Annotated in this window: 16 protein-coding genes; 7 read left to right on the top strand and 9 right to left on the bottom strand. The window is 63.4% G+C overall.

Going from position 1 to position 19,678, the window contains the following annotated elements:
* Positions 1-140: 140 nt before the first annotated feature.
* Positions 141-1,310, top strand: coding sequence for a cystathionine beta-lyase (locus ACFDR9_RS07550; RefSeq protein WP_409030598.1), 1,170 nt, complete (start codon positions 141-143; stop codon positions 1,308-1,310).
* A 155-nt stretch (positions 1,311-1,465) separates the two neighbouring features.
* Here ACFDR9_RS07550 and ACFDR9_RS07545 read toward each other — a convergent pair whose 3' ends face one another.
* Positions 1,466-1,828, bottom strand: a complete 363-nt coding sequence (locus tag ACFDR9_RS07545) for a DUF4870 family protein (RefSeq protein ID WP_409030597.1) — start codon at positions 1,826-1,828, stop codon at positions 1,466-1,468.
* Positions 1,829-1,917: 89 nt separating this feature from the next.
* Between ACFDR9_RS07545 and ACFDR9_RS07540 the strand changes: the two genes are divergently transcribed.
* On the top strand, positions 1,918-2,391 hold the full coding sequence (locus ACFDR9_RS07540; protein ID WP_409030596.1) for a hypothetical protein: 474 nt from the start codon (positions 1,918-1,920) through the stop codon (positions 2,389-2,391).
* 10 nt (positions 2,392-2,401) lie between these two features.
* Here ACFDR9_RS07540 and ACFDR9_RS07535 read toward each other — a convergent pair whose 3' ends face one another.
* Positions 2,402-2,998: a hypothetical protein gene (locus tag ACFDR9_RS07535; RefSeq protein ID WP_409030595.1), complete on the bottom strand. Its 597-nt coding sequence runs from the start codon at positions 2,996-2,998 to the stop codon at positions 2,402-2,404.
* A 370-nt stretch (positions 2,999-3,368) separates the two neighbouring features.
* Between ACFDR9_RS07535 and ACFDR9_RS07530 the strand changes: the two genes are divergently transcribed.
* The gene (locus tag ACFDR9_RS07530) at positions 3,369-5,057 is read left to right on the top strand and encodes an AMP-binding protein (protein WP_409030594.1); all 1,689 of its coding nucleotides are present in this window, start codon (positions 3,369-3,371) and stop codon (positions 5,055-5,057) included.
* Between the two features lie 36 nt (positions 5,058-5,093).
* On the opposite strand, the gene ACFDR9_RS07525 is transcribed toward ACFDR9_RS07530, so the two are convergent.
* Entirely contained in the window at positions 5,094-6,014 is a 921-nt protein-coding gene (locus ACFDR9_RS07525; RefSeq protein WP_409030593.1) for a LysR family transcriptional regulator, read from the bottom strand.
* A gap of 123 nt (positions 6,015-6,137) precedes the next feature.
* Between ACFDR9_RS07525 and ACFDR9_RS07520 the strand changes: the two genes are divergently transcribed.
* The gene (locus ACFDR9_RS07520) at positions 6,138-6,845 is read left to right on the top strand and encodes a histidine phosphatase family protein (protein ID WP_409030592.1); all 708 of its coding nucleotides are present in this window, start codon (positions 6,138-6,140) and stop codon (positions 6,843-6,845) included.
* Between the two features lie 7 nt (positions 6,846-6,852).
* Here ACFDR9_RS07520 and ACFDR9_RS07515 read toward each other — a convergent pair whose 3' ends face one another.
* The 3 genes from ACFDR9_RS07515 to nirK are packed head-to-tail and all read right to left on the bottom strand — an operon-like array spanning position 6,853 to position 9,868.
* Positions 6,853-7,578 carry an SCO family protein gene (locus tag ACFDR9_RS07515; RefSeq protein WP_409030591.1) on the bottom strand — a complete coding sequence of 242 codons (726 nt, stop codon included), beginning with the start codon at positions 7,576-7,578 and terminating at the stop codon, positions 6,853-6,855.
* Entirely contained in the window at positions 7,575-8,363 is a 789-nt protein-coding gene (locus ACFDR9_RS07510) for a formylglycine-generating enzyme family protein (protein ID WP_409030590.1), read from the bottom strand. Before ACFDR9_RS07510 ends, ACFDR9_RS07515 begins: the two co-directional genes overlap by 4 nt.
* A 14-nt stretch (positions 8,364-8,377) precedes the next feature.
* Positions 8,378-9,868, bottom strand: coding sequence for a copper-containing nitrite reductase (nirK, locus tag ACFDR9_RS07505; RefSeq protein WP_409030589.1), 1,491 nt, complete (start codon positions 9,866-9,868; stop codon positions 8,378-8,380).
* 320 nt (positions 9,869-10,188) lie between these two features.
* Here nirK and ACFDR9_RS07500 point away from each other — a divergent pair, with 320 nt between their 5' ends.
* Complete coding sequence (locus ACFDR9_RS07500) at positions 10,189-13,962, top strand: response regulator (protein WP_409030588.1); 3,774 nt, start codon at positions 10,189-10,191, stop codon at positions 13,960-13,962.
* 107 nt (positions 13,963-14,069) lie between these two features.
* Here ACFDR9_RS07500 and ACFDR9_RS07495 read toward each other — a convergent pair whose 3' ends face one another.
* The 3 genes from ACFDR9_RS07495 to ACFDR9_RS07485 are packed head-to-tail and all read right to left on the bottom strand — an operon-like array spanning position 14,070 to position 17,021.
* The gene (locus ACFDR9_RS07495) at positions 14,070-14,777 is read right to left on the bottom strand and encodes an anaerobic ribonucleoside-triphosphate reductase activating protein (protein WP_409030587.1); all 708 of its coding nucleotides are present in this window, start codon (positions 14,775-14,777) and stop codon (positions 14,070-14,072) included.
* A 1-nt stretch (position 14,778) separates the two neighbouring features.
* The gene (nrdD, locus tag ACFDR9_RS07490) at positions 14,779-14,973 is read right to left on the bottom strand and encodes an anaerobic ribonucleoside-triphosphate reductase (RefSeq protein WP_409030586.1); all 195 of its coding nucleotides are present in this window, start codon (positions 14,971-14,973) and stop codon (positions 14,779-14,781) included.
* Complete coding sequence (locus tag ACFDR9_RS07485) at positions 14,970-17,021, bottom strand: ribonucleoside triphosphate reductase (protein ID WP_409030585.1); 2,052 nt, start codon at positions 17,019-17,021, stop codon at positions 14,970-14,972. Before ACFDR9_RS07485 ends, nrdD begins: the two co-directional genes overlap by 4 nt.
* Before the next feature lie 350 nt (positions 17,022-17,371).
* Here ACFDR9_RS07485 and ACFDR9_RS07480 point away from each other — a divergent pair, with 350 nt between their 5' ends.
* Positions 17,372-18,754, top strand: a complete 1,383-nt coding sequence (locus ACFDR9_RS07480) for an AAA family ATPase (RefSeq protein WP_409030584.1) — start codon at positions 17,372-17,374, stop codon at positions 18,752-18,754.
* A 245-nt stretch (positions 18,755-18,999) separates the two neighbouring features.
* Positions 19,000-19,452, top strand: a complete 453-nt coding sequence (locus ACFDR9_RS07475; RefSeq protein ID WP_409030583.1) for a hypothetical protein — start codon at positions 19,000-19,002, stop codon at positions 19,450-19,452.
* Positions 19,453-19,678: the final 226 nt, after the last annotated feature.

Raw genomic sequence — 19,678 nt, 5'->3', positions numbered from 1 at the left:
CTCGCGGCGGGCACCCGGGGTCAGACCCCGGGGGGCTGGCCGCCGCCCCACGCATGTGGTGTTGACCGGGGCCGCGAAACATGTCATTGATAACAAGGCGGATCGGCGTAAGCGGTATCCGCCTTTTTTTATAGGCTGCCATGAGCATCAAAAAATCGCTTCAAACCGCCCTGGTCCACACCGACTACAAGGCGCCGGAGGGCTTCGCCGCCTTTCCCGCCGCGATCCACCACGCCTCGACGATCCTGTTCAAGGACGTCGCGGCCATGCGTTCGGGCGATTGGAAGGAAAAGAACGGCTACACCTACGGCCTGCACGGCACCCCGACCACCTTCACGCTGGAGGCGCGCCTGGCCGAGATCGAAGACGGCAAATATTGCCTGCTGGCGCCCAGCGGCCTGGCGGCGATTGCCATGGTCGACTTCGCGCTGCTCAACACCGGCGACGACGTGCTGCTGCCGGAAAACGTTTATAACCCGAACCGCGAACTGGGCAAGTGGCTGGCGCAAGACTTCGGCATCACCGCGCGCTATTACGATCCGCTGATCGGCGCCGGCATCGCCGCGTTGATCCAGCCGAACACCAAGCTGATCTGGACCGAGGCGCCGGGTTCGGTGTCGATGGAAGTGCCGGACCTGCCGGCGATCTGCCAGGCGGCGCGCGCGCGCGGCGTGCTGGTCGCGCTCGACAACACCTGGTCGGCCGGCCTGGCGCTGCGCGGCTTCGACCTCGGCGTCGACGTCATCATGCAGGCGCTGACCAAGTACCAGTCGGGCGGCTCGGACGTGTTGATGGGCGCGCTCATCACGCGCGAGCGGCAGCTGCACGAGCGCCTGGCGATGGCGCACATGCGCCTGGGCATGGGCGTGGGCGCCGACGATGCCTACCTGGTGTTGCGCAGCCTGGCGTCGATGAAGCTGCGCTTCGACGCCCACGACGCGGCCGCGCGCACGGTCGCGACCTGGCTCAAGGGGCGAGCGGAGATCGCCACGGTGTTGCATCCGGCTTTCGAGGATTGTCCCGGCCACGCGATATGGAAACGCGACTTCAGCGGCGCCGGCGGCCTGTTTTCAGTGCTGTTCGACGCCCGCTACAGCGAGGCCCAGACCGACCGCTTCGTCGACGCGCTGACCCTGTTCAAAATCGGTTACAGCTGGGGCGGCGCCAACAGCCTGTGCGTACCGTACCGCATCGGCGCGATGCGCAAGGGCTGGCAGGCGCCGGGCGAACTGGTGCGTTTCAATATCGGCCTGGAAGACCCGGCCGACCTCATTGCCGACATCGAAAGGGCGTTTGCCGCGATGTCGTAACGGGTCGGCAACGCTGGTACAAACCCGGGGCAAGGAGCCGGTGGCGGTCAAGCACGTCATCGGCCCGGCATGGTTGCCCGGTTCGACGGTGCCCGCCGGCGTTACAGATACGGGTTAAGCGATTTCAACAGGCGGATTGGGCAGCGGATTGTGTGTTACACCGGCATTGGCTTGTTGTTGTTCAAGTCGAGGAAGCCGCGGATCAGGCGGTAGGCCTTCCACAGCCAGGCGCCGCCCCAGATCAGCCACGCCAGCGGAATGCCGATGAAGGTCAGGAACAACACCGCGCCCAGCACCACCCAGAACACGTACCACCAGAACGAGCGGATTTGCCAGGTGTGGTGGCTGTAGACGAAGGTGCCGCTGGTCTCGTCGCGCTTGATGTAGTTGACGATCAGCGGGATGAAGGAAATGGCGCCGAGCGTGAAGATAAAGCTGGCGGCGTGGAAAAGATACAACCACCAGGCCACGGTTTTCGCCGACTGCAGATTGGTGTCCACTACGATTTCTTGCGACATATATAGTCCTGTCCTTGCCCGTTTATTCGAATTTCAATTATAGCAATAAGACGCGCCATCGCGCGCACAGCGGGCGTCGGCGCGGGGCGGTGTTTCCACGCATATATACGAAAGCCGAGGTCGACCTGATCGTCAACCAAAATAACGCCAGGATCGCCGCGTCGACCAAAATGGAGGGCAGCGTGAACCGGGTGGCGCGCGCGGTGCGCAGCTACATCTTGTATTCCGATAAAGATGTGCGTCAAGCGATGCAGGGCCGAATCGCCAAGCTGCGCGCTGCGAAAACGCCGGCATTGCTGCACTCCTCGCAACAGGGGGGAACGCGCATGAGGGACTTGATCGAACTATTGCAATGGCCGGGAATGGGGGCGTCGCTGCTGGCGGCGTGGCTGGTGGGTTCGCGCAGCGCCAGGCGGAGGCTGCTCGGCTTCTGGGTTTTTTTGTTCAGCAACGTTTTGTGGGTGATGTGGGGCTGGAACGATGGCGCGTGGGCGCTGATCATCTTGAATTGTTGCTTGGCCGCGACCAACGTGCGCGGCATCATGAAGAATGACGGCGGGTAGCGCATCGCAACTACCACTTGCAGCCGGAATCCTTCTTGTCGGTAAGAACGACATAGGGGACCACCAGCAGCGCCAGCAAGCCGCTGCCGCTGGCCACGTCTTTGCAATCGGCGCGGCTGGCGCGTTGGATGTTGCGCGCCAGCCGGCTCTCGCTTTGCGGCTCGTTAATCGGCTTGTCCTGTAGTTGCGCGACAGGCGGATCGCCCGGATGGGCGCGCTCGGTCGCAAGTTTGCGGGCCGATTTCAAGGCGGCGTTCACGTCGAACTTGGGTTGCGCGCCGACATCGGAGCTGGCCGTGGCCTGCTGCGGCCCTGGCGCCACCGGCGCCGAAATCGGCTCCGGCAACAGCGCCGCGGCCGCATGGTCCGGCCGCGCCGACCGGCCGGCGGCACGTTTTGCCGCCTCCCGCTTCGGCGCCGCGCTGGCCATCTGCGCAGGCATGGGCGGGCGCGCCGGCAAAGGCTCGACCGCTTTCGGCGGCGCCATCCAAATGATCGAGTAGGGCGTGCCCGGACCGTTGTCCGGTACCGGCACGCGCGCGGCCGGCGCACCGAAGTAGTGGAGCAGGCCGGCGTGCAGCATCAGCGACAGGGCGGCGCCCAGCAAAACAACTTGAGGGCGGCCGCCGTGCGCTGGGTAATCCGGGCTGTAGCTATGCATGGGAATGTGGCACTCTGGATTCAAAAAGTCGTCATCTGTCCGGCGCGTCTAGCGCCGCCAAACATTGCAATAATATCACTCTTTGCGCTAGCGTGGGCTTGCGCTGCTTGGCGGCACGGCGGCGAGGTAGCCGGCGCGGCCCGTCCTCGTCGCGTCAGCACCGAAGGCTGAGCCGGGCGACGCTCGCGGTGCCGGATGTGTTTATGCTGAAAGGGTTTTGCTTGCATTTCCCTCAACGTTATAATCCATTCGGCGCCCGTGAAAGCCGCCGCGGCGCAGCGACCGGGCTTTCCCCCTCCGAGACAAGGTAAACTTTATGAGTGCAGCGTTCATCCAAGCCCGCGACTTCTTGCAGCGTCACCGGGAAGACTACGACACCGCCTACCGCGACTACTGCGCGCCGGTGCTGGATCGCTTCAACTGGGCGCTCGACTACTTCGACGTCCACGCCAAAGACAACGCGGTGGCCGCGCTGTGGGTCGTCGACGAGGGCGGCGCCGAGCAGAAAATCAGCTACGCCGAGCTGTCGGCGCGCTCGAACCGCATGGCCAACCACCTGCGCGCGCTCGGCGTGGCGCGTGGCGACCACCTGCTGCTGATGCTACCGAACCGGGTCGAGCTGTGGGACGTCATGCTGGCCTGTATCAAGCTGGGCGCCGTGATGGTGCCGACCACGACCCTGGTGACGCCGGAGGACCTGGCCGACCGCATCGCCCGCGGCTCGGCGCGCCACGTCGTCGCGCTGGCCTCGGAGACCGGCAAGTTCGCCAGCGTGGCCGGCGACTACACCCGTATCGCCGTCGGCGGCCGCGTCGACGGCTGGCTGGCGCTGGAGGACGGCGCCGCCGCCCCTGCCGACTTCGCGCCCGACGGCGTGACGCTGGCCAGCGATCCGCTACTGATTTACTTTACCTCCGGCACCACGTCGGCGCCCAAGCTGGTGCTGCACAGCCACCAGAGCTACCCGGTCGGCCACCTGTCGACGATGTATTGGATCGGCCTGCAGCCCGGCGACGTGCACTGGAACATCAGCTCGCCCGGCTGGGCCAAGCACGCGTGGAGCTGCTTCTTCGCGCCGTTCAACGCCGGCGCCACCGTGTTCGTCTACAACTACGCCCGCTTCAGCGCCAAGAGCGCGCTCGCAGTCATCTGCCGCTGCGCCGTCACCTCGCTGTGCGCGCCGCCGACCGTGTGGCGCATGATGATCCAGGAAGACTTGGCGGCGTACAAAGTGCCGCTGCGCGAGCTGGTTGGCGCCGGCGAACCGCTCAACCCGGAGGTGATCGACCAGGTCGAGCGGGCCTGGGGCATCCGCATCCGTGACGGCTTCGGCCAGTCCGAGACGACGGCGCAGATCGGCAATACGCCGGGCCAGTTGCTCAAGCCGGGTTCGATGGGGCGGCCGCTGCCGGGCTACCGCATCGTGCTGCTCGACGCCGACGACGCGCCGCTGGCGCAGGCGGGCGGCGGGGTCGGCGGCGAAATCGCCATCGCCCTCGACCAGCGCCCGCTCGGGCTGATGCTGGCCTACGAGGGCGACGCCGCCAAGACCGGCGAGGCCATGCGCGCCGGCCACTACCACACCGGCGACACCGCCACGCGCGACGCCGACGGTTATTATTTTTATGTCGGACGCAACGACGACGTCTTTAAAAGCTCGGACTATCGGATCAGTCCGTTCGAACTGGAAAGCGTGCTGATCGAGCACGAGGCGGTGCTGGAGGCGGCCGTCGTGCCGAGCCCGGACGCGTTGCGGCTGTATGTGCCGAAAGCCTACGTCAGCCTGCGCGCCGGCTACGCGCCGAACGCCGAGACGGCCGCCGCCATCTTCCGCTTCGCGCGCGGCAAGCTGGCGCCATACAAACGCATCCGCTGCATTGAATTCACCGAGCTGCCGAAGACCATCTCGGGCAAGATACGCCGGGTCGAACTGCGCAAGCAGGAGGCGGCGAACCACGCCGGCGGCATCGCCGTCGTCGAATACCGCGAGGAGGCCGGCGCTTGAGTTCCTTAGACCCCGGGGCTAGGCCCTTGGTGTGGCTTATGTCAAGGCCGGCCCCAGCCCTTGCATGGCCGCCAGCACCTGCTCCCTGAGCCAAATATTGGCGGGATCGTGCTCGACGTTGGCATGCCAGTACAGGTGGTTGTCGATCGCCGGCATCGGCAAGGGGAACGCCAGGATCTGGTTGCCGAATTGCTGGTTGACGACGCGCGCGTAGCGCTCCGGCATCGCCAGCACCAGGTCGGTCTGGCTGACCACGCGGCAGGCGGCGAAGTAATGCCGGCAGCGCAGGCGCACGCGGCGCTGTAGCCCCAGGCGGCTGAGCTCGAAATCCTCGAAGCCCGGCCCGCGCCGGCGCGAACTGACTAATATATGTTCCTGTTGCAGATACGTGTACAGGTCGAGCCCGGCGCCGACCCGCGGGTGCTCTTGGCGCGCCAGCACCACGGTGTTGTCGGTGCCGATGCGGCTGTGCCGGATGTCGCCCGACAGCGGCACCAGCACGTCGATGGCGGCGTCGAGGGTGCCGGCGGCCAGTTCGCTTTCGAGCGCGCCCCGTTCGCTTTGCAGCACCGCCAGGTCGACCTGCGGCGCGTTGGCGGCCAGGCGCGCCATCAGCGGCGGCAGCAGGCTCGGCTCCAGCACCGGCCGCAGCGCCAGCGTGAACTGGCGCTTGGCGCTGGCCGGGTCGAAGCGGTCGAGGCCGGTCAAGGTCAGCTCGAAGCCGCGCAGCGACTGCCGCACCGGCTCGATGATGCTGCGCGCCAGCGGCGTTGGCACCATCGTCTTGTCGCGCCGCACGAACAGCGGATCGCCGAACAGCTCGCGCAGGCGCCCCAGCGCGTGGCTGATGGCCGGCTGTGTCAGGTTCATCTTCTGGCTGGCGCGGGTAATGCTACCCTCGTCGTAAATCGCCTCGAAGACAATGAAGAGGTTCAGGTCGACTCTGGATATATGCACGGGATTGATATTAGTGGATAAATACTATTCATTTGATGAATTGTACCCGTGTGCGCTAAGCTTTGTACAAATGGGCGCCGCGCGGCGCCTCCTCTCCAGTACCTAGACGAAAGCATACCCGCCATGGGACAAATTTACCTGGTACGGCACGGCCAAGCCTCCTTTGGCAGCGCCGATTATGACCAGCTCTCGACGTTGGGCGTCGAACAGGCGCGCCTGCTGGGGCAGTGGTTCGCCAACTCGCGCCAGGTGTTCCACCGCGTCGTTACCGGCGCCATGAAGCGGCACCGGCAGACCGCCGACGCCTGCCTGGCGCAGTTGCCGAAGGCGCTGCTGACCGAGACCGACTGGCAGACTGACGCCGGGTTCGACGAGTTCGACCACCAGCAGGTGCTGGTGCGGCACCACCCGGACTTCGCCGATCCGGCCGGCTACCAGCCCTTCCTGGCGCGGCAGGGCGACGGCGAGCGCGTCTTTCGCGGCATTTTCGAGGCGGCGATGGCGCGCTGGATGGGCGGCGCCCACGACGCCGACTACAGCGAATCGTGGCCGGCGTTCCGCGCCCGCTGCGTTGGCGCGCTGACGCGGCTGGCGGAAAGCGCCGCGCCGTCGCAGACCATTGTCGTGTTCACCTCGGGCGGCACCATCGCGACCCTGTGCCATCACCTGCTGGGCCTGCCGGACGACGGCCTGTTCGAGCTGACCAGTTCGCTGGCCAACTGCTCGGTGACCAAGCTGCAGTACCAACCGGGCAAGGTCGGCCTGAGCTACCTGAACAACTTCTCGCATTTGGAGTGGCTGGGGGAGGCCGACGCCGTCACTTACCGCTAGGCGCGGGTTAGCCGGCTTTGGCGTTGCCCGCGGCCCGGATGGTTTGCCGCAGCAGCTTCTGGAACGCGGGATCGACCGCGCCCAGCTTTTTGGTGCGCCCGACAATGCGCCCCTCGCCGTCCAGCAACAGCAGCACCGTGGTGTGGTTGTATTCGCCGTCGGCCAACTGGCGGTACTGAATGTCGAGCGCGGCGGCGATCTGCCGCACGTTGCCGGCGTCGGTGCGCGCCAGCGTCCAATGTCCCGGCGCCAGGCCGCGCTGCCGCGCCACCGCCTTCAGCGCCTTGACGTCGTCGCGCGCCGGATCAAACGTAATGAGCAGCACCGACACCTTGGCCCGTTCCTCGGCCGTCAGCGTCTGCTCGGTGGCGCGCAGCGTGTCGATCAACATCGGACAGACGAATTTGCACGAGTTGTAGAACATGCTCACCAACATGGGTTGGCCGCGCCGCTGTTCCAGCTTGAACGAGCGGCCGTCCTGGTCGACCAGCGCTCCCTTCAAATGGTAAAGCGAGGCGCCCGGCACGGCCGCCGGCTTGGCGTCGGCGGCGGACTCGGCCGCGTCGGCCTGCGCCATATGCGCCATATGCGCCATATGCGCCGCATGGTCGGCATGCGCGGCGGCGGCGTCGGCCTGCGCCGTGGCCGGCGCCGAGCATCCCAGCGCGGCCAGCATCAGCAGCGGCAGTAGCGGCAGGGTGGGCCGTCGGCGCGTCGTCATCGTAGCGTTCATGGTAGTTCCTTGATAAGGTTGCGGGCGCAACGAAAGCTCAGGTTGTTGGTGGTGTCGGCGCCGTTGAGCGCCGATAGCAGCGCGATGCGCATCAAAATCGCGTAGTTGTCGCGGTCCTGCAGGCTGATGGCGCCGGCGCCGCAAAATTGCAACTGCTCCGGGTCGCCCTGGTTGCGGCTGTCGGCGGCGACCAGCAGGGCGTTGAAGTCGTCGACCCATTCCCAGATCAGGCCGTGCATGTCGCGCACGCCGTAAAAATTGGCGGCGCCGCCCACGCCCGGCCGCGCCACGCTGGACGACTGCGCATACCACGCCAAAATCGCCGCGCGCCAGGCCGGGTTGCCGCGCGCGTCGGCGTTGTTGGCGTCGGCGGCGGCGACATATTCCCACTCGTACCAGCTTGGCAGGCGCGCGCCCTCGCTGGCGCAAAACGCCTGCGCGGCGAACCAGCTGACGCTGGTGACGGCTTGCCGCGCCGCGGCGGGCGCGGTGTCCAGGGCATGCAGGTAACTGGCGTCGGCGAAGATCGCCGGCGCCCGGCCGCGCTGCCATTCGGGGTGTCGCGCGGTGAAGGCGATGAATTCGCCGGTGCTGACCGGCGCGGCGCGCAGCGCGAACGCCGCCACGTCGACCGGGGCGTTGGCGTTGCCGCCGCCGGACAGCACGCTGGCGAAGCGGCCGGCGGCCACCGGCACATAGTCGCCGCCGGTCGCCGCCGACGCCGGCGCGGCCGGCGCCAGCAGGGTGGCGGCGAGCGCCGCCGCGCATATCGCGTAGAGGGTCACGGCATGCTCCCGGCTCAGTGTTCAGCGGTCGATTTCGGGCCGCCCTTGGCGCGGATCGCCTTCACTTCCTCGGTCGAGACCTTGCCGCCCTTGTTGTCCCAGCTGTTCAGCACGTAGGTGATGATATTGGCCACGGCGTCGTCGTTCAGCTGGTTCATCGGCGGCATGACCGAGTCGTACTCCTTGCCGTTGACGCTGACCTTGCCGGACAGGCCGTGCAGCACCAGGCTGGCGGCGCGCTTCGGATCGGCGTTCAAATAGTCGGACTTGGCCAGCGGCGGGAACACGCCCGCCATGCCGGCGCCGTTCGACTGGTGGCACACCGAGCAGGTGCCGTTGAACAGCGACTTGCCCGCGGCCATCTGGTCTTGCAGGGTCAGCTTGCCGCTGGCGGCGTTGGCGGTGGCGGTGGCGATCGACTTCATGTCCGGCGCGGCGCGGTCGCCCAGGTACACCGAATCGACTTCCTTGCCGGAATAGATGGCCTTGTCCTCCTTGCCTTCCACTTTCATGATGGCCAGCGCGCCCTTGTTAAAGGCGCGGAAAATCGAATGGTCGACGATCACATAACTGCCCGGCACGCGGGTGCGGTACTCGACGACGGCCGCGCCGCCGGCCGGAATCAGCGTGGTCTGGACGTTTTTCTGGAAGTTGCTGCCGCCCTCGTAGCGCACCTTGTCGAAGATGGCGCCGATGACGTGGAAGCTCGACACCAGGTTCGGGCCGCCGTTGCCGACGAACAGGCGCACCGATTCGTTGACTTTGGCCTTTAGTGCCTTGTCGCCGGTGAGCGCGCCCTCGGCGCCGTTGAACAGCACGTAACTAGGCCGTTCGTCGATGGCTTTGGCCATGTCGAAGCCCTGCAGGCCTTTTTCGCGGTATCTGCCCTCGGTGTAGAAATCGCCCTGCATCACATAGTATTCGTGGTCGACCTTCGCCAGGCCCCCCGGCGGCTCGACCAGGATCAGGCCGTACATGCCGTTGGCGATGTGCATGCCGACCGGCGCGGTGGCGCAGTGGTAGACGTAGATGCCCTCGTTGAGCGCCTTGAAGGTGAACTGCGACTGGTGGCCCGGCGCGGTGAAACTGGACGCCGCGCCGCCGCCCGGGCCGGTAACGCCGTGCAGGTCGATATTGTGCGGCATCTTGCTGCTGGGGTGGTTCTTCAGGTGGAACTCGACCGTGTCGCCCTGGCGCACGCGGATGAAGCTGCCCGGCACCGTGCCGCCGAAGGTCCAGAAGGTATAGCCGACGCCTTCGGAAATCGGCATCTCCTTCTCGATGACTTCGAGTTCGACCACGACCTTGGCCGGATACTTGCGCGTGATCGGCGGCGGTACCATTGGCGGGCTGGTGAGTATCGCCTGGATCGGCATGCCCTGCGGCGGGCCGAAGTCGCCGCCGGTCCCGGCCTTGGCGGACACGGCGGCGGCGCCGGCGCTGGCGCCGAGCAGCATGGTGCAAGCCGCAAACAGCGCGGCGATGGATTTGGGTAACAGTGTCATAAATGCCCCTGGTGGTGAAAAAAACCGCTGCGAACGCCGCCGGCGCAGTTCTGGTGGCCGCCCCGCGCGGGTTGCTCGGATGGCGTTTTGCCAAACCGACCGTCGTGTTATCAGATTATGTTGTTTGTTGGAAACGCACCATTCGCCTACCGGCTTGCCGGCCCACGCAGGGTGGCTAGGTGCTTAGGCAGAAAGGAGTAGCGGGCGCGGCGGGGCGGCGCAAGGCGGCGCTTGCGGGGACGGTTGAACTGTCAGCCATCTTGCCGCAGAAACAGATACACTACGGGCTATTAAGACAGTTGACCATTTTAGGAACTATTTTGCGAGTTCGTTTTCAGCACCGGCTTCCGACGATACGCAAAAAACTGGCGGTCGTGGTACTGGTGTGCGCGTTGCCGGCGGCGGTGGGATTCGCGCTGCTCACCCATCATTTTTATGGGCGGGAACGGGCGCAAATACAGGCCGGCTCGCTGATCACCGCCCGCGCGCTGGTGCAAGCGGTCGACCGCGACTTGAACGCCGGCATCAGCGTGGCGTTCGCGCTCGCCGGTTCGCCCAGCCTCGACGCCAACGACCTGGGCGCCTTTTACGCGCAAGCCCGAAGCGCCTTGCGCCCGCAATTCCCCGGTTTCAACGTGGTGCTCAGCGACCGCGATGCACTGCAACTGCTCAACACCGTGCGCCCGTTCGGCGAGACCATGCCCGATCCCGGCAGCCTCGAACGCATCCGCCGCGTGTTCCAGACCGGCAAACCGGTCATTTCCGACCTGTTCATCGGCGCCGCCCTGCGCCGGCCCCTGGTCGCCGTGCACGTGCCGGTGGTGCGCAACGGCGCGGTGGTGTATTGCCTGTCGATCGCTCTGGTGCCGGAACGCCTGGGACAGGCGATCTCCGAGCAGCGCCTTGCCGCCAACCGCGTCGTCGCCATTCTCGACAGCCGCGGGGTGATCGTGGCGCGCACGCACGACCCGCAGAAGTTCGTCGGCAAAAAAGCCGCGCCCGCGCTGCTGGAGCGCTTGCGCCACGCCGGCGAGGACACCATCGAAGCGACCACGCTGGAAGGCATTCCGGTGTACTCGATGTTCAGCCGCTCGCCGACATCGGGCTGGACCGTCGTCGTCGGCGTGCCGCGCAGCGCCGTGCTGACGGGCATGCTGGCGTCGCTGGAATGGATCGGCTGGACGGTGCTGTTGCTGTTCGCGGCCGGCTTCGGCATGGCCTGGTTCCTCGGCGGAAAAATCAGCCGCTCGGTGCGCGCGCTGTCGACCTCGGCCGCGGCGCTGGGGTCCGGCCGCCCGCTGAGCATTGAAAACTCGGTGTTCCTGGAGGCGGACCAGGCGGCGGCGACCTTGCTCAACGTCGAGGCGGAATTGCTGCGCCACCGCAACCACCTGGAAAGCCAGATCGCCGAGCGCACCTTGCAACTGAAGGAGGCCAACGAGCAAATGCAGGCGGCGCGCGACACCGCCGAGGACAGCAACCGCAAGCTGCTCGACTCCGAACGCGAGGCAACCGACAACGAATTGCGCATACGCACGGTCGTTGAAAACGTCGGCGAAGGCATCATCACGCTTGACGAACATGGCGACATCGAGTCGTTCAACCGCGCCGCGTCGCGCATTTTCGGCTACGCGGCGCAGGAAATCATCGGCGCCAACATCCAGCGCCTGATGCCGCCGGCGATGCGCCCCATGCACCGGGACGGCATGGCGCGCTACCTGGCCGGCGGCGCGCCGCGGGTGGTCGGGCGCGAGCGCGTCGAGTTGCCGGGCTTGCACAAGGACGGCAGCACCTTCCTGCTGGAGCTGGCCGTCAACGCCATTGAAATCCAGGGGCGCGGCCTGTTCGTCGGCATCGTGCGCGACGTTACCGAGAAAAAGCGCGCCGAACAGGACGTGCGGGTCGCCATGGAACAGGCGCAACTGGCCAACAGCGCCAAGAGCGCTTTCGTGGCGCACATGAGCCACGAGCTGCGCACGCCGATGAACGCGGTGCTGGGCATGGCGCACCTGATGGGGACGACGCGGCTGTCGATGGAACAGCGGCGCTACCTCGACATGATCCGCAGCTCCGGCAATTCGCTGCTGGTGATACTCAACGACATCCTCGACTTCTCTAAAATCGAAGCGGGCAAGGTGGAACTGTCGCCGGCGCCGTTCCAGTTGAGCGAGGTGCTGCACGAGGTGGCGGCGATCATGAGCGTGAGCGCCGGCGACAGGGACCTGGAACTGGCCATCGGCGTGCAGCCGGACGTGCCCGACGCCCTGGTGGGCGACGCCATGCGCCTGCAACAAGTGCTGGTCAACCTGACCGGCAACGCCGTCAAATTCACCCACGAGGGCGAAGTGTCGGTGCTGGTGGAACTGGCCGGGCAGGGCGACGGCGGCGCCACGCTGCGCTTCATCGTGCGCGACACCGGCATCGGCATCAGCGCCGAGCAACAGGAACGCCTGTTCTCGCCCTTCACGCAGGCGGACTCGTCGACCACGCGCCGCTATGGCGGCACCGGGCTGGGCCTGACGATCTCGAAGGGCTTGATCGACTTGTTGCAGGGCACCGTCGCCTTGCGCAGCGCGCCGGGCGAGGGCAGCGAATTTTGCGTCACGCTGCCGTTTGCGCTGGCCGCCGGCGGGGTCGCGCGCGCGCCGTCGTCCGACCTGGGGCGCCTGCGCGTGCTGGTGGTGGACGACAACCCGACCAGCCGCGCCTATCTGGGCATGACCATCCGGGCGTGGAACTGGGACGTCGACAGCGTGGCCTCGGGGCCGGAGGCGCTCGACAGCATCCGCCGGCTGCAAGCGGACGGCGCCGGCTACGACGTCGTGCTGGTCGACTGGCGCATGCCGGGCATGGACGGCGCGGCCACGATGCAGGCGATCCGCACCCTGCTGCCGTCGTCGGCGATGCCGGTGGTGATCATGGCGAGCGCCTTCGGCCGCGGCAAACTGCTGCAGGAGCAGGCGACGGACGACCCGTTCGTGCTGCTGACCAAGCCCGTCACGGCCTCGAGCCTGTTCGACACCGTGCACGAAGCGCTAACGCAGCGCGGCGGCACGGCGACCGAGCGCAGGCCGACGCCGCTGATGGACAGGCGCATGGCCGCGCGCCTGCTGCTGGTGGAGGACAATCCGATCAACCAAATGGTGGCGAAAGGCATTTTGGAGCACGCCGGCGCCACCGTCGACGTCGCCGACAACGGCCAGATCGCGCTGGAGCTGTTGCGCGCCAACGGGGCGGCCTACGACCTGGTGCTGATGGACGTGCAGATGCCGGTCATGGACGGCTTCAGCGCGACCCGGCTGATCCGCCAGGAACTGCGGCTGAGCGTGCCGATACTGGCGATGACGGCCGGCGTCCTGGAATACGAGCGCGAGCAGTGCATCGCGGCGGGCATGAACGATTTTATCGGCAAGCCGATCGACGTCGAACAATTGCTCGACACGATACTGCGGCATTTGCCGGACAGTTCGCCCGAGGCGCCGCCGGCGCCGATGCGCGCCGGCGTGGAACGCAGCGGCGTGTTCAACGTTGCGACGCTGCTGTCGGTATCGGAGGGAAAGCCCACCCACCTGCGCGACACCGCCGATTTGGTGCGCCGGGTTACCGACAACGGCGCCGACCGGCTGGCGCAAGTGCGCCAGGCGTGGAACGCCGGGCGGAGCGAGGACGCCGTTCGCCTGCTGCACACCATGCGCGGCGTGATCGGCACGCTGGGCGCGCAACGCTTCGTGCACGTGGCCCTGGCGCTGGAGGAGGCGTTAAGCGATGGCCATGCCGAACCGGCCGCGCTGGCCGCGCTGCTGTTCAGCGTCGAGCAGGAATTCGCCGCGACGCTGAGCGCGGCGCGCGCGTGGTTGAACGAACAAGGGGTTGAAGGGCAGGCGTATGCCGCCGTGACGGCGGACGAGGCGCAACTGCAACGCTTCCGGCGCCTGTTGGCCGAGCGCGACCTGGCCGCGTGCGAGCTGTACGCGGGACTGCGGCTGGCGCTGCACGTCCGCCTGGACGCGGCGGACGCCGCCGCCCTCGACCGCGCCATGGACAGCCTCGACTTCCAGGACGCGGCAAAGCGCGTCAGCGGCATTTCCGGGTGAATGGGCATTGGTAGGCCGGGGTAGCGCAACGCGTAACCCGACTGGCGCCGGCGGCGGCCCGGCGCCGGATGAGGCGTTGCGCCGATCCGACCTGCGGAAATACGCGACTAGCCGTTGCGGCGCAGCGTAAAGCGGGCGAACCGCGCGCCGATGCGCGCCAGCGCGGCCTGGCTCGGATAGCCCGCCGTCGCCACCGCGTTCAAGGCGCCGTCGCCGCAGCCCTGCGGCCGGAAAATCTGCAAGGCGTAATTGTCGACGCCCATGCCGGCCAGGGTATCGGCCAGCTCCAGCACCTCCGCCTCGGCCAGCAAGCTTGGATGAATCGTCGTGCGGCACTCGTACTCGACGCCACTGGCGATGATTGCCTCGGCGCAGGCGCGCGCCTGCGCGCCGCTGTCGGCCACGCCGGTAATGCGGGCATAGCGGTCAAACGGCGCCTTGATATCAAAGCCCACCCAATCGACCAGCGGCAGCACCGCCGCCAACCGTTTTGGGTAAACGCAGGCCGTGTGCAAGCCAATCTTGAACCCCAGCGCCTTCACCTCGGCGATAGCGTCGGGCAGCGCCGGGTCCATGGTCGGCTCGCCGCCGCTGAACACCACGGCGTCGACCAGGCCGACGCGGCGCGCCAGCTTGGCCAGCAGCGCCGGCCAATGCAGCGCGCCCCGCGGCGGGCGCGCCTGCAAATGCGGGTTGTGGCAATAAGCGCAGCGCCACGGGCACCCCTGCACGAAGACCACCGCGGCCAACTGGCCGGGATAGTCCGTTGCGGTGAACGCGGTCACGCCGCCCACCTTCAGCAAGCGCGCGCCCATGCTAGCTGATCATGCCCGAACATTGCTCATCGAAGTAGGTGCGCTCGTGGAACTCGCCCTTCTTGCCGATGTTGAACGACGACAGCGGCCGGTGATACCCCATGACGCGGGTCCAGATTTCGCACGGCTGGCGCTCGGAATCGGCCAGGGTGGTGCTTTGCGGCGCGATAAAAACGGGATGGCTCGGGTTGTTCATGCTGTTTCCTTCTTGGTGGTTAAGGTTGGCGACGCGCCTTCGCGCCGCTTGCGGGCGATGATTTTCTCATCGCATTTCGGACAAAACTCGTGCTTGCCGCCCAGGTAGCCGTGGCGCGGGCAAATCGAAAACGTCGGCGTCACCGTGATGTAGGGCAGGCGGAAGCGGCTCAGCGCGCGCTTGACCAGCGTGCGGCAGGCGTCGGCGCTCGACAGCGGCTCCGTCATGTATAAATGCAGCACGGTGCCGCCGGTGTACTTGCGCTGCAAATCGTCTTGGCGCTCCAGCGCCTCGAACGGGTCGTCGGTGAAGCCGACCGGCAACTGCGACGAGTTGGTGTAGTACGGCATGTCTTTGGTCCCCGCCTGCAGGATGCCCGGGTAGCGCTTGCGGTCCTCCTTGGCGAAACGGTAGGTGGTGCCCTCGGCCGGCGTCGCCTCCAGGTTGTACATGTGGCCGGTTTCATCCTGGAACGCCAGCATGCGCGCGCGCACATGGTCGAGCAGGCGGATCGCCAGCGCGTGGCCGAACTCGCTGGTGATGTCGTGCGCGTCGTCGGTGAAGTTGCGCACCATCTCGTTGACGCCGTTCACGCCCAAGGTCGAAAAATGGTTGCGCAGCGTGCCGAGGTAGCGCTTGGTGTAGGGGAACAGGCCGTCGTCCATGTGGCGCTGGATCACCTTGCGCTTGATCTCCAGGCTGGTCTTGCCTAGGTCCAGCAGCACGTCCAGGCGTGCCAGCAGCGCCGCCTCGTCGCCCTGGCACAGGTGGCCCAGGCGGGCGCAGTTGATCGTCACCACGCCGAGCGAGCCGGTTTGCTCGGCCGAGCCGAACAGGCCGTTGCCGCGCTTGAGCAATTCGCGCAGGTCCAGTTGCAGGCGGCAGCACATCGAGCGGATCATGTTCGGCTTCAACTCCGAGTTGATGAAGTTTTGGAAGTAGGGCAGGCCGTAGCGCGCCGTCATCTCGAACAGCAGGTCGGCGTTGGCGCTGTGCCAGTCGAAATCCTCGGTGATGTTGTAGGTCGGAATGGGGAAGGTGAACACGCGGCCCTTGGCGTCGCCGGCCATCATGATCTCGATATAGGCGCGGTTGATCATGTCCATCTCGGGGCGCAGGTCGCCGTAGGTGAACGGCATCTCGACGCCGCCGATCAGCGGCACCTGCTCGCGCAAATCCTCCGGGCAGACCCAGTCGAAGGTCAGGTTGGTGAACGGCGTCTGCGTGCCCCAGCGCGACGGCACGTTGAGGTTGTAGATCAGTTCCTGGATGTACTGCTTGACGTCGGCGTAGCACAGATTGTCCTTGCGGATATAAGGCGCCATGTAGGTGTCGAAGGAACTGAAGGCCTGCGCGCCGGCCCACTCGTTTTGCAGCGTGCCGAGGAAATTGACGATCTGCCCGATGGCGCTCGACATGTGCTTCGGCGGGCTCGATTCGATCTTACCGGGCACGCCGTTCAAACCCTCGTGCAGCAAGGTGCGCAGCGACCAGCCGGCGCAATAGCCCGACAGCATGTCGAGGTCGTGGATGTGCAGGTCGGCGTTGCGGTGGGCGGCGCCGACTTCCGGCGGATAGACGTGGTTCAGCCAGTAATTGGCGATGACCTTGCCCGAGACGTTGAGGATCAGGCCGCCCAGCGAATAACCCTGGTTGGCGTTGGCGTTGACGCGCCAGTCGAGCTGGTTCAGGTATTCGTTCATCGACGATTCGACGTCGATCTGGCTCTGGCGCTCGCGCCGCAGCGCGTGGTGCTGCTCGCGGTAGAGGATGAAGGCGCGCAGCGTCTGGCGGTAGCCGGCGTCGTACAGCACGGCCTCGACCGCGTCCTGGATCTGCTCGATCTGCGCGGTGTCGCGGCCGTGGCCGGCGACCTGCTGCAGCAGCACGCTGGCGCCCAGGCAAACCGCTTCGTGGATGTCGTACTCGCCGCTGGCCAGGCCGGCGCGCAGCAGCGCCGACTCGATTTTGCCGGCGTCGAAAGGCTGCAAGCTGCCGTCGCGCTTGATGATGCTGCTGAGGGTGGAAATTGCTGCTGTGGCTGACATTGTGGCTCCGTATGAACACAAGATGTGGTGTTGAGGTGGAGAATAGCCACTAGATGTAGTGTCGTCAACGGAAGCGCGGCTTGTTTTTAAAATCCTTGACTTGGGTTAATTTGAGGGGAGGGTGACGATAGATTGTAGTGGAACGTCGAACTGATCTCAGTAGATTGTGTCACCATCATTACATCCCTTCAAGGTCAGCTCTCATGGATGACAATAAATACTTTGACGTGCATCAAAGTATTTATGATAGAACTTACAGATGAAAAATAGTGGCGTCGCTTGAAAGAATAAGACATTTTACTTGGGAAACTACACTATAATCTTACGAATTGGCTCTATAGAAGGTAAACATGCTAACCAAATTAGAAGCCCATGGCTTTAAGAATCTCCTTAATTTCTCAGTTTCATTTGGTGCCTTTAACTGCATTGCAGGTCTGAATGGAGTGGGGAAGTCAAATATTTTTGATGCTATAAAATTTTTGTCGCTGCTTAGTGATAAATCTATTGTAGAGGCCGCTTTAGCCGTGCGCGATTCCGTATCTTCTGAGCCGTTGGATATTTTTTGGGCCAATGGCAGTTATAGGGCAGAACACATGAAACTCGCGGTTGAGATGATCGTGCCATTAGATATTATTGATGATTTTGGTCGAAAATCGCAGGCTACCTCTACCTTTCTGCGTTATGAAGTGGAACTCAAGCGTGATCCGGAGGAAGAGGCCTCTGGTTCTATGGGACTTTATCTTGTCCGCCAGACCCTTACTCATATAAAAAAAGGTGATGCGGTAAATTATTTGCATTTCCCACTTAGTGCGGCATTGTTTCGCGATCAAGCGGTGGTAAATAAACGAAAGGGTGCAGGTTTTATTTCTACACAAGTGCTAGATGATGGTGTTATAGAAATTCACATGCATCAAGATGGCGGTAGCAGCGGCCAACCTCAAAAAATCCCTGCTCGCAATATCCCTAAGACTGTAATCGCCAATACAAATAGCGCTGTTTGGCCAACCATTTTAGCTGCACGACGGGAGATGCAGTCGTGGCGTTTTCTTTCTCTTGAACCTAGCGCCATGCGCCGATCAAATCGAATGCATGAAGATGGTAGCGTCGGCTCAGATGGAGGTAGATTAGCCGCAGCTCTTCACAAGTTATATCGCCGCGACGAAAATGTCTACTCACGGGTGGCGAGTCGACTATCAGAAATTGTGCCGACTTCCGATGTTCGAGTTGATGTTGATCAAGTTCGGCAGTTGTTAACTGTAGAAGTCAAAGAACGTTCCGGTGCTTTTTTACCAGCCCGCGCACTTTCAGATGGGACGTTACGCTTTCTTGCTTTGTGCATTATGGCTGAGGATCCAGATTTCAGAGGTCTCTTGTGCTTTGAAGAGCCTGAAAATGGTATTCATCCAGCTAAAATGGGGGCCATGCTATCTTTGCTCAAAGAATTGGCTGTTGATACAACTTTATCAGCAGGCGAAGACAATCCGATGCGGCAAATTCTTATTGCAACTCATTCTCCTGTATTGGTAAACTTGGAAACGCAAGACGATCTGATTTATGCCGATATTGTTAAGGTTCGCGGATTGGATGGAAAGCCAGCCTCAACCATTCGTTGCAAAAGTTTAAGAGATAGCTGGCGATCTAGAGCCGGTACTGAGTGTATAGATAAGGGTTCTGTTATTGCTTATCTTGCTCTGCCACAGGGTAGTCAAATATTGCTTGATTTAGATGATTGAACAAAGATCTGTATAACATGAAAATAAATTTTCTTATTATAGGCGAAGGCTCTTAGGACCTGCGTTTAGTAACTCACATCGAAAGTCTTTTAATAGAAGAAGGATTTTCTGAGGTTAGAGGAGAAGCGCCTGATTTAAGCTTGTTTAGGTCCGCAGTTGGTCGTTCCGTTAGAGATAAGCTCATTGTTTTAGAGAAATATTTCCCTCACTCCGATGTAATATTTGTGCACCGAGATGCCGATGCTATGGGAATACTCGTCAGAGAACAGGAAATTTCGTACTCAGCATTAAATATTGTCAATGCGGAACGAATTATTCCAATAGTGCCGTTAAAAATGTTGGAAACCTGGCTGTTAGCGGATTCACAGGCAATTAAACGTGTTGCAGGAAATGTTGGATATAAAGAAAATTTGGAGTGTGTTCCAGGAATGCGTCAATTGGAAAAAATTCCGGATAGTAAACAAGTTTTACTCGAAGCCCTTTGTGAAGCAAGTCAAACACAAGGCGGGCGACTGAAGAAATTTAAGAGCCGGTTCCCTGAAATGCGCGCTCGTTTAACGGTTGATCTTGATCCAAATGGTCCTGTCTGCCAGTTAAATTCATATAAACATTTCAGGGAAAACATAAAAATATTTTCCAAGCGAAAGCTAAATATTTTATACATTTATATCGAGCATGTGTTTGCCGGCTTGGCTTAGTTAGTTGTCTGCATTTAGGACGCCGTCATCAGAGGGCGACGTAGAAGTCGCCGAAAGACCGCGTCTGGCCAGCCAGTTCGTTGCGATGGCGCGCCGCACCAGCGACGGCATGGTGGCGCGGGGGCTGCCTGCAATCCACCCAAGTTAAGGATTTTCCAACCTTTTAACATGGTTTTTGGGCCATGTGCTTGTGCGGCTTCGGCCTGGCTTTGCGTGTTTTGGATAG

This window comes from Janthinobacterium sp. CG_23.3, assembly GCF_046115965.1.
Classification (GTDB): Bacteria; Pseudomonadota; Gammaproteobacteria; order Burkholderiales; family Burkholderiaceae_D; genus Janthinobacterium.
Note: the sequence above shows the minus strand (reverse complement) of the source record. Positions and strands in the feature narration are given on the sequence as shown.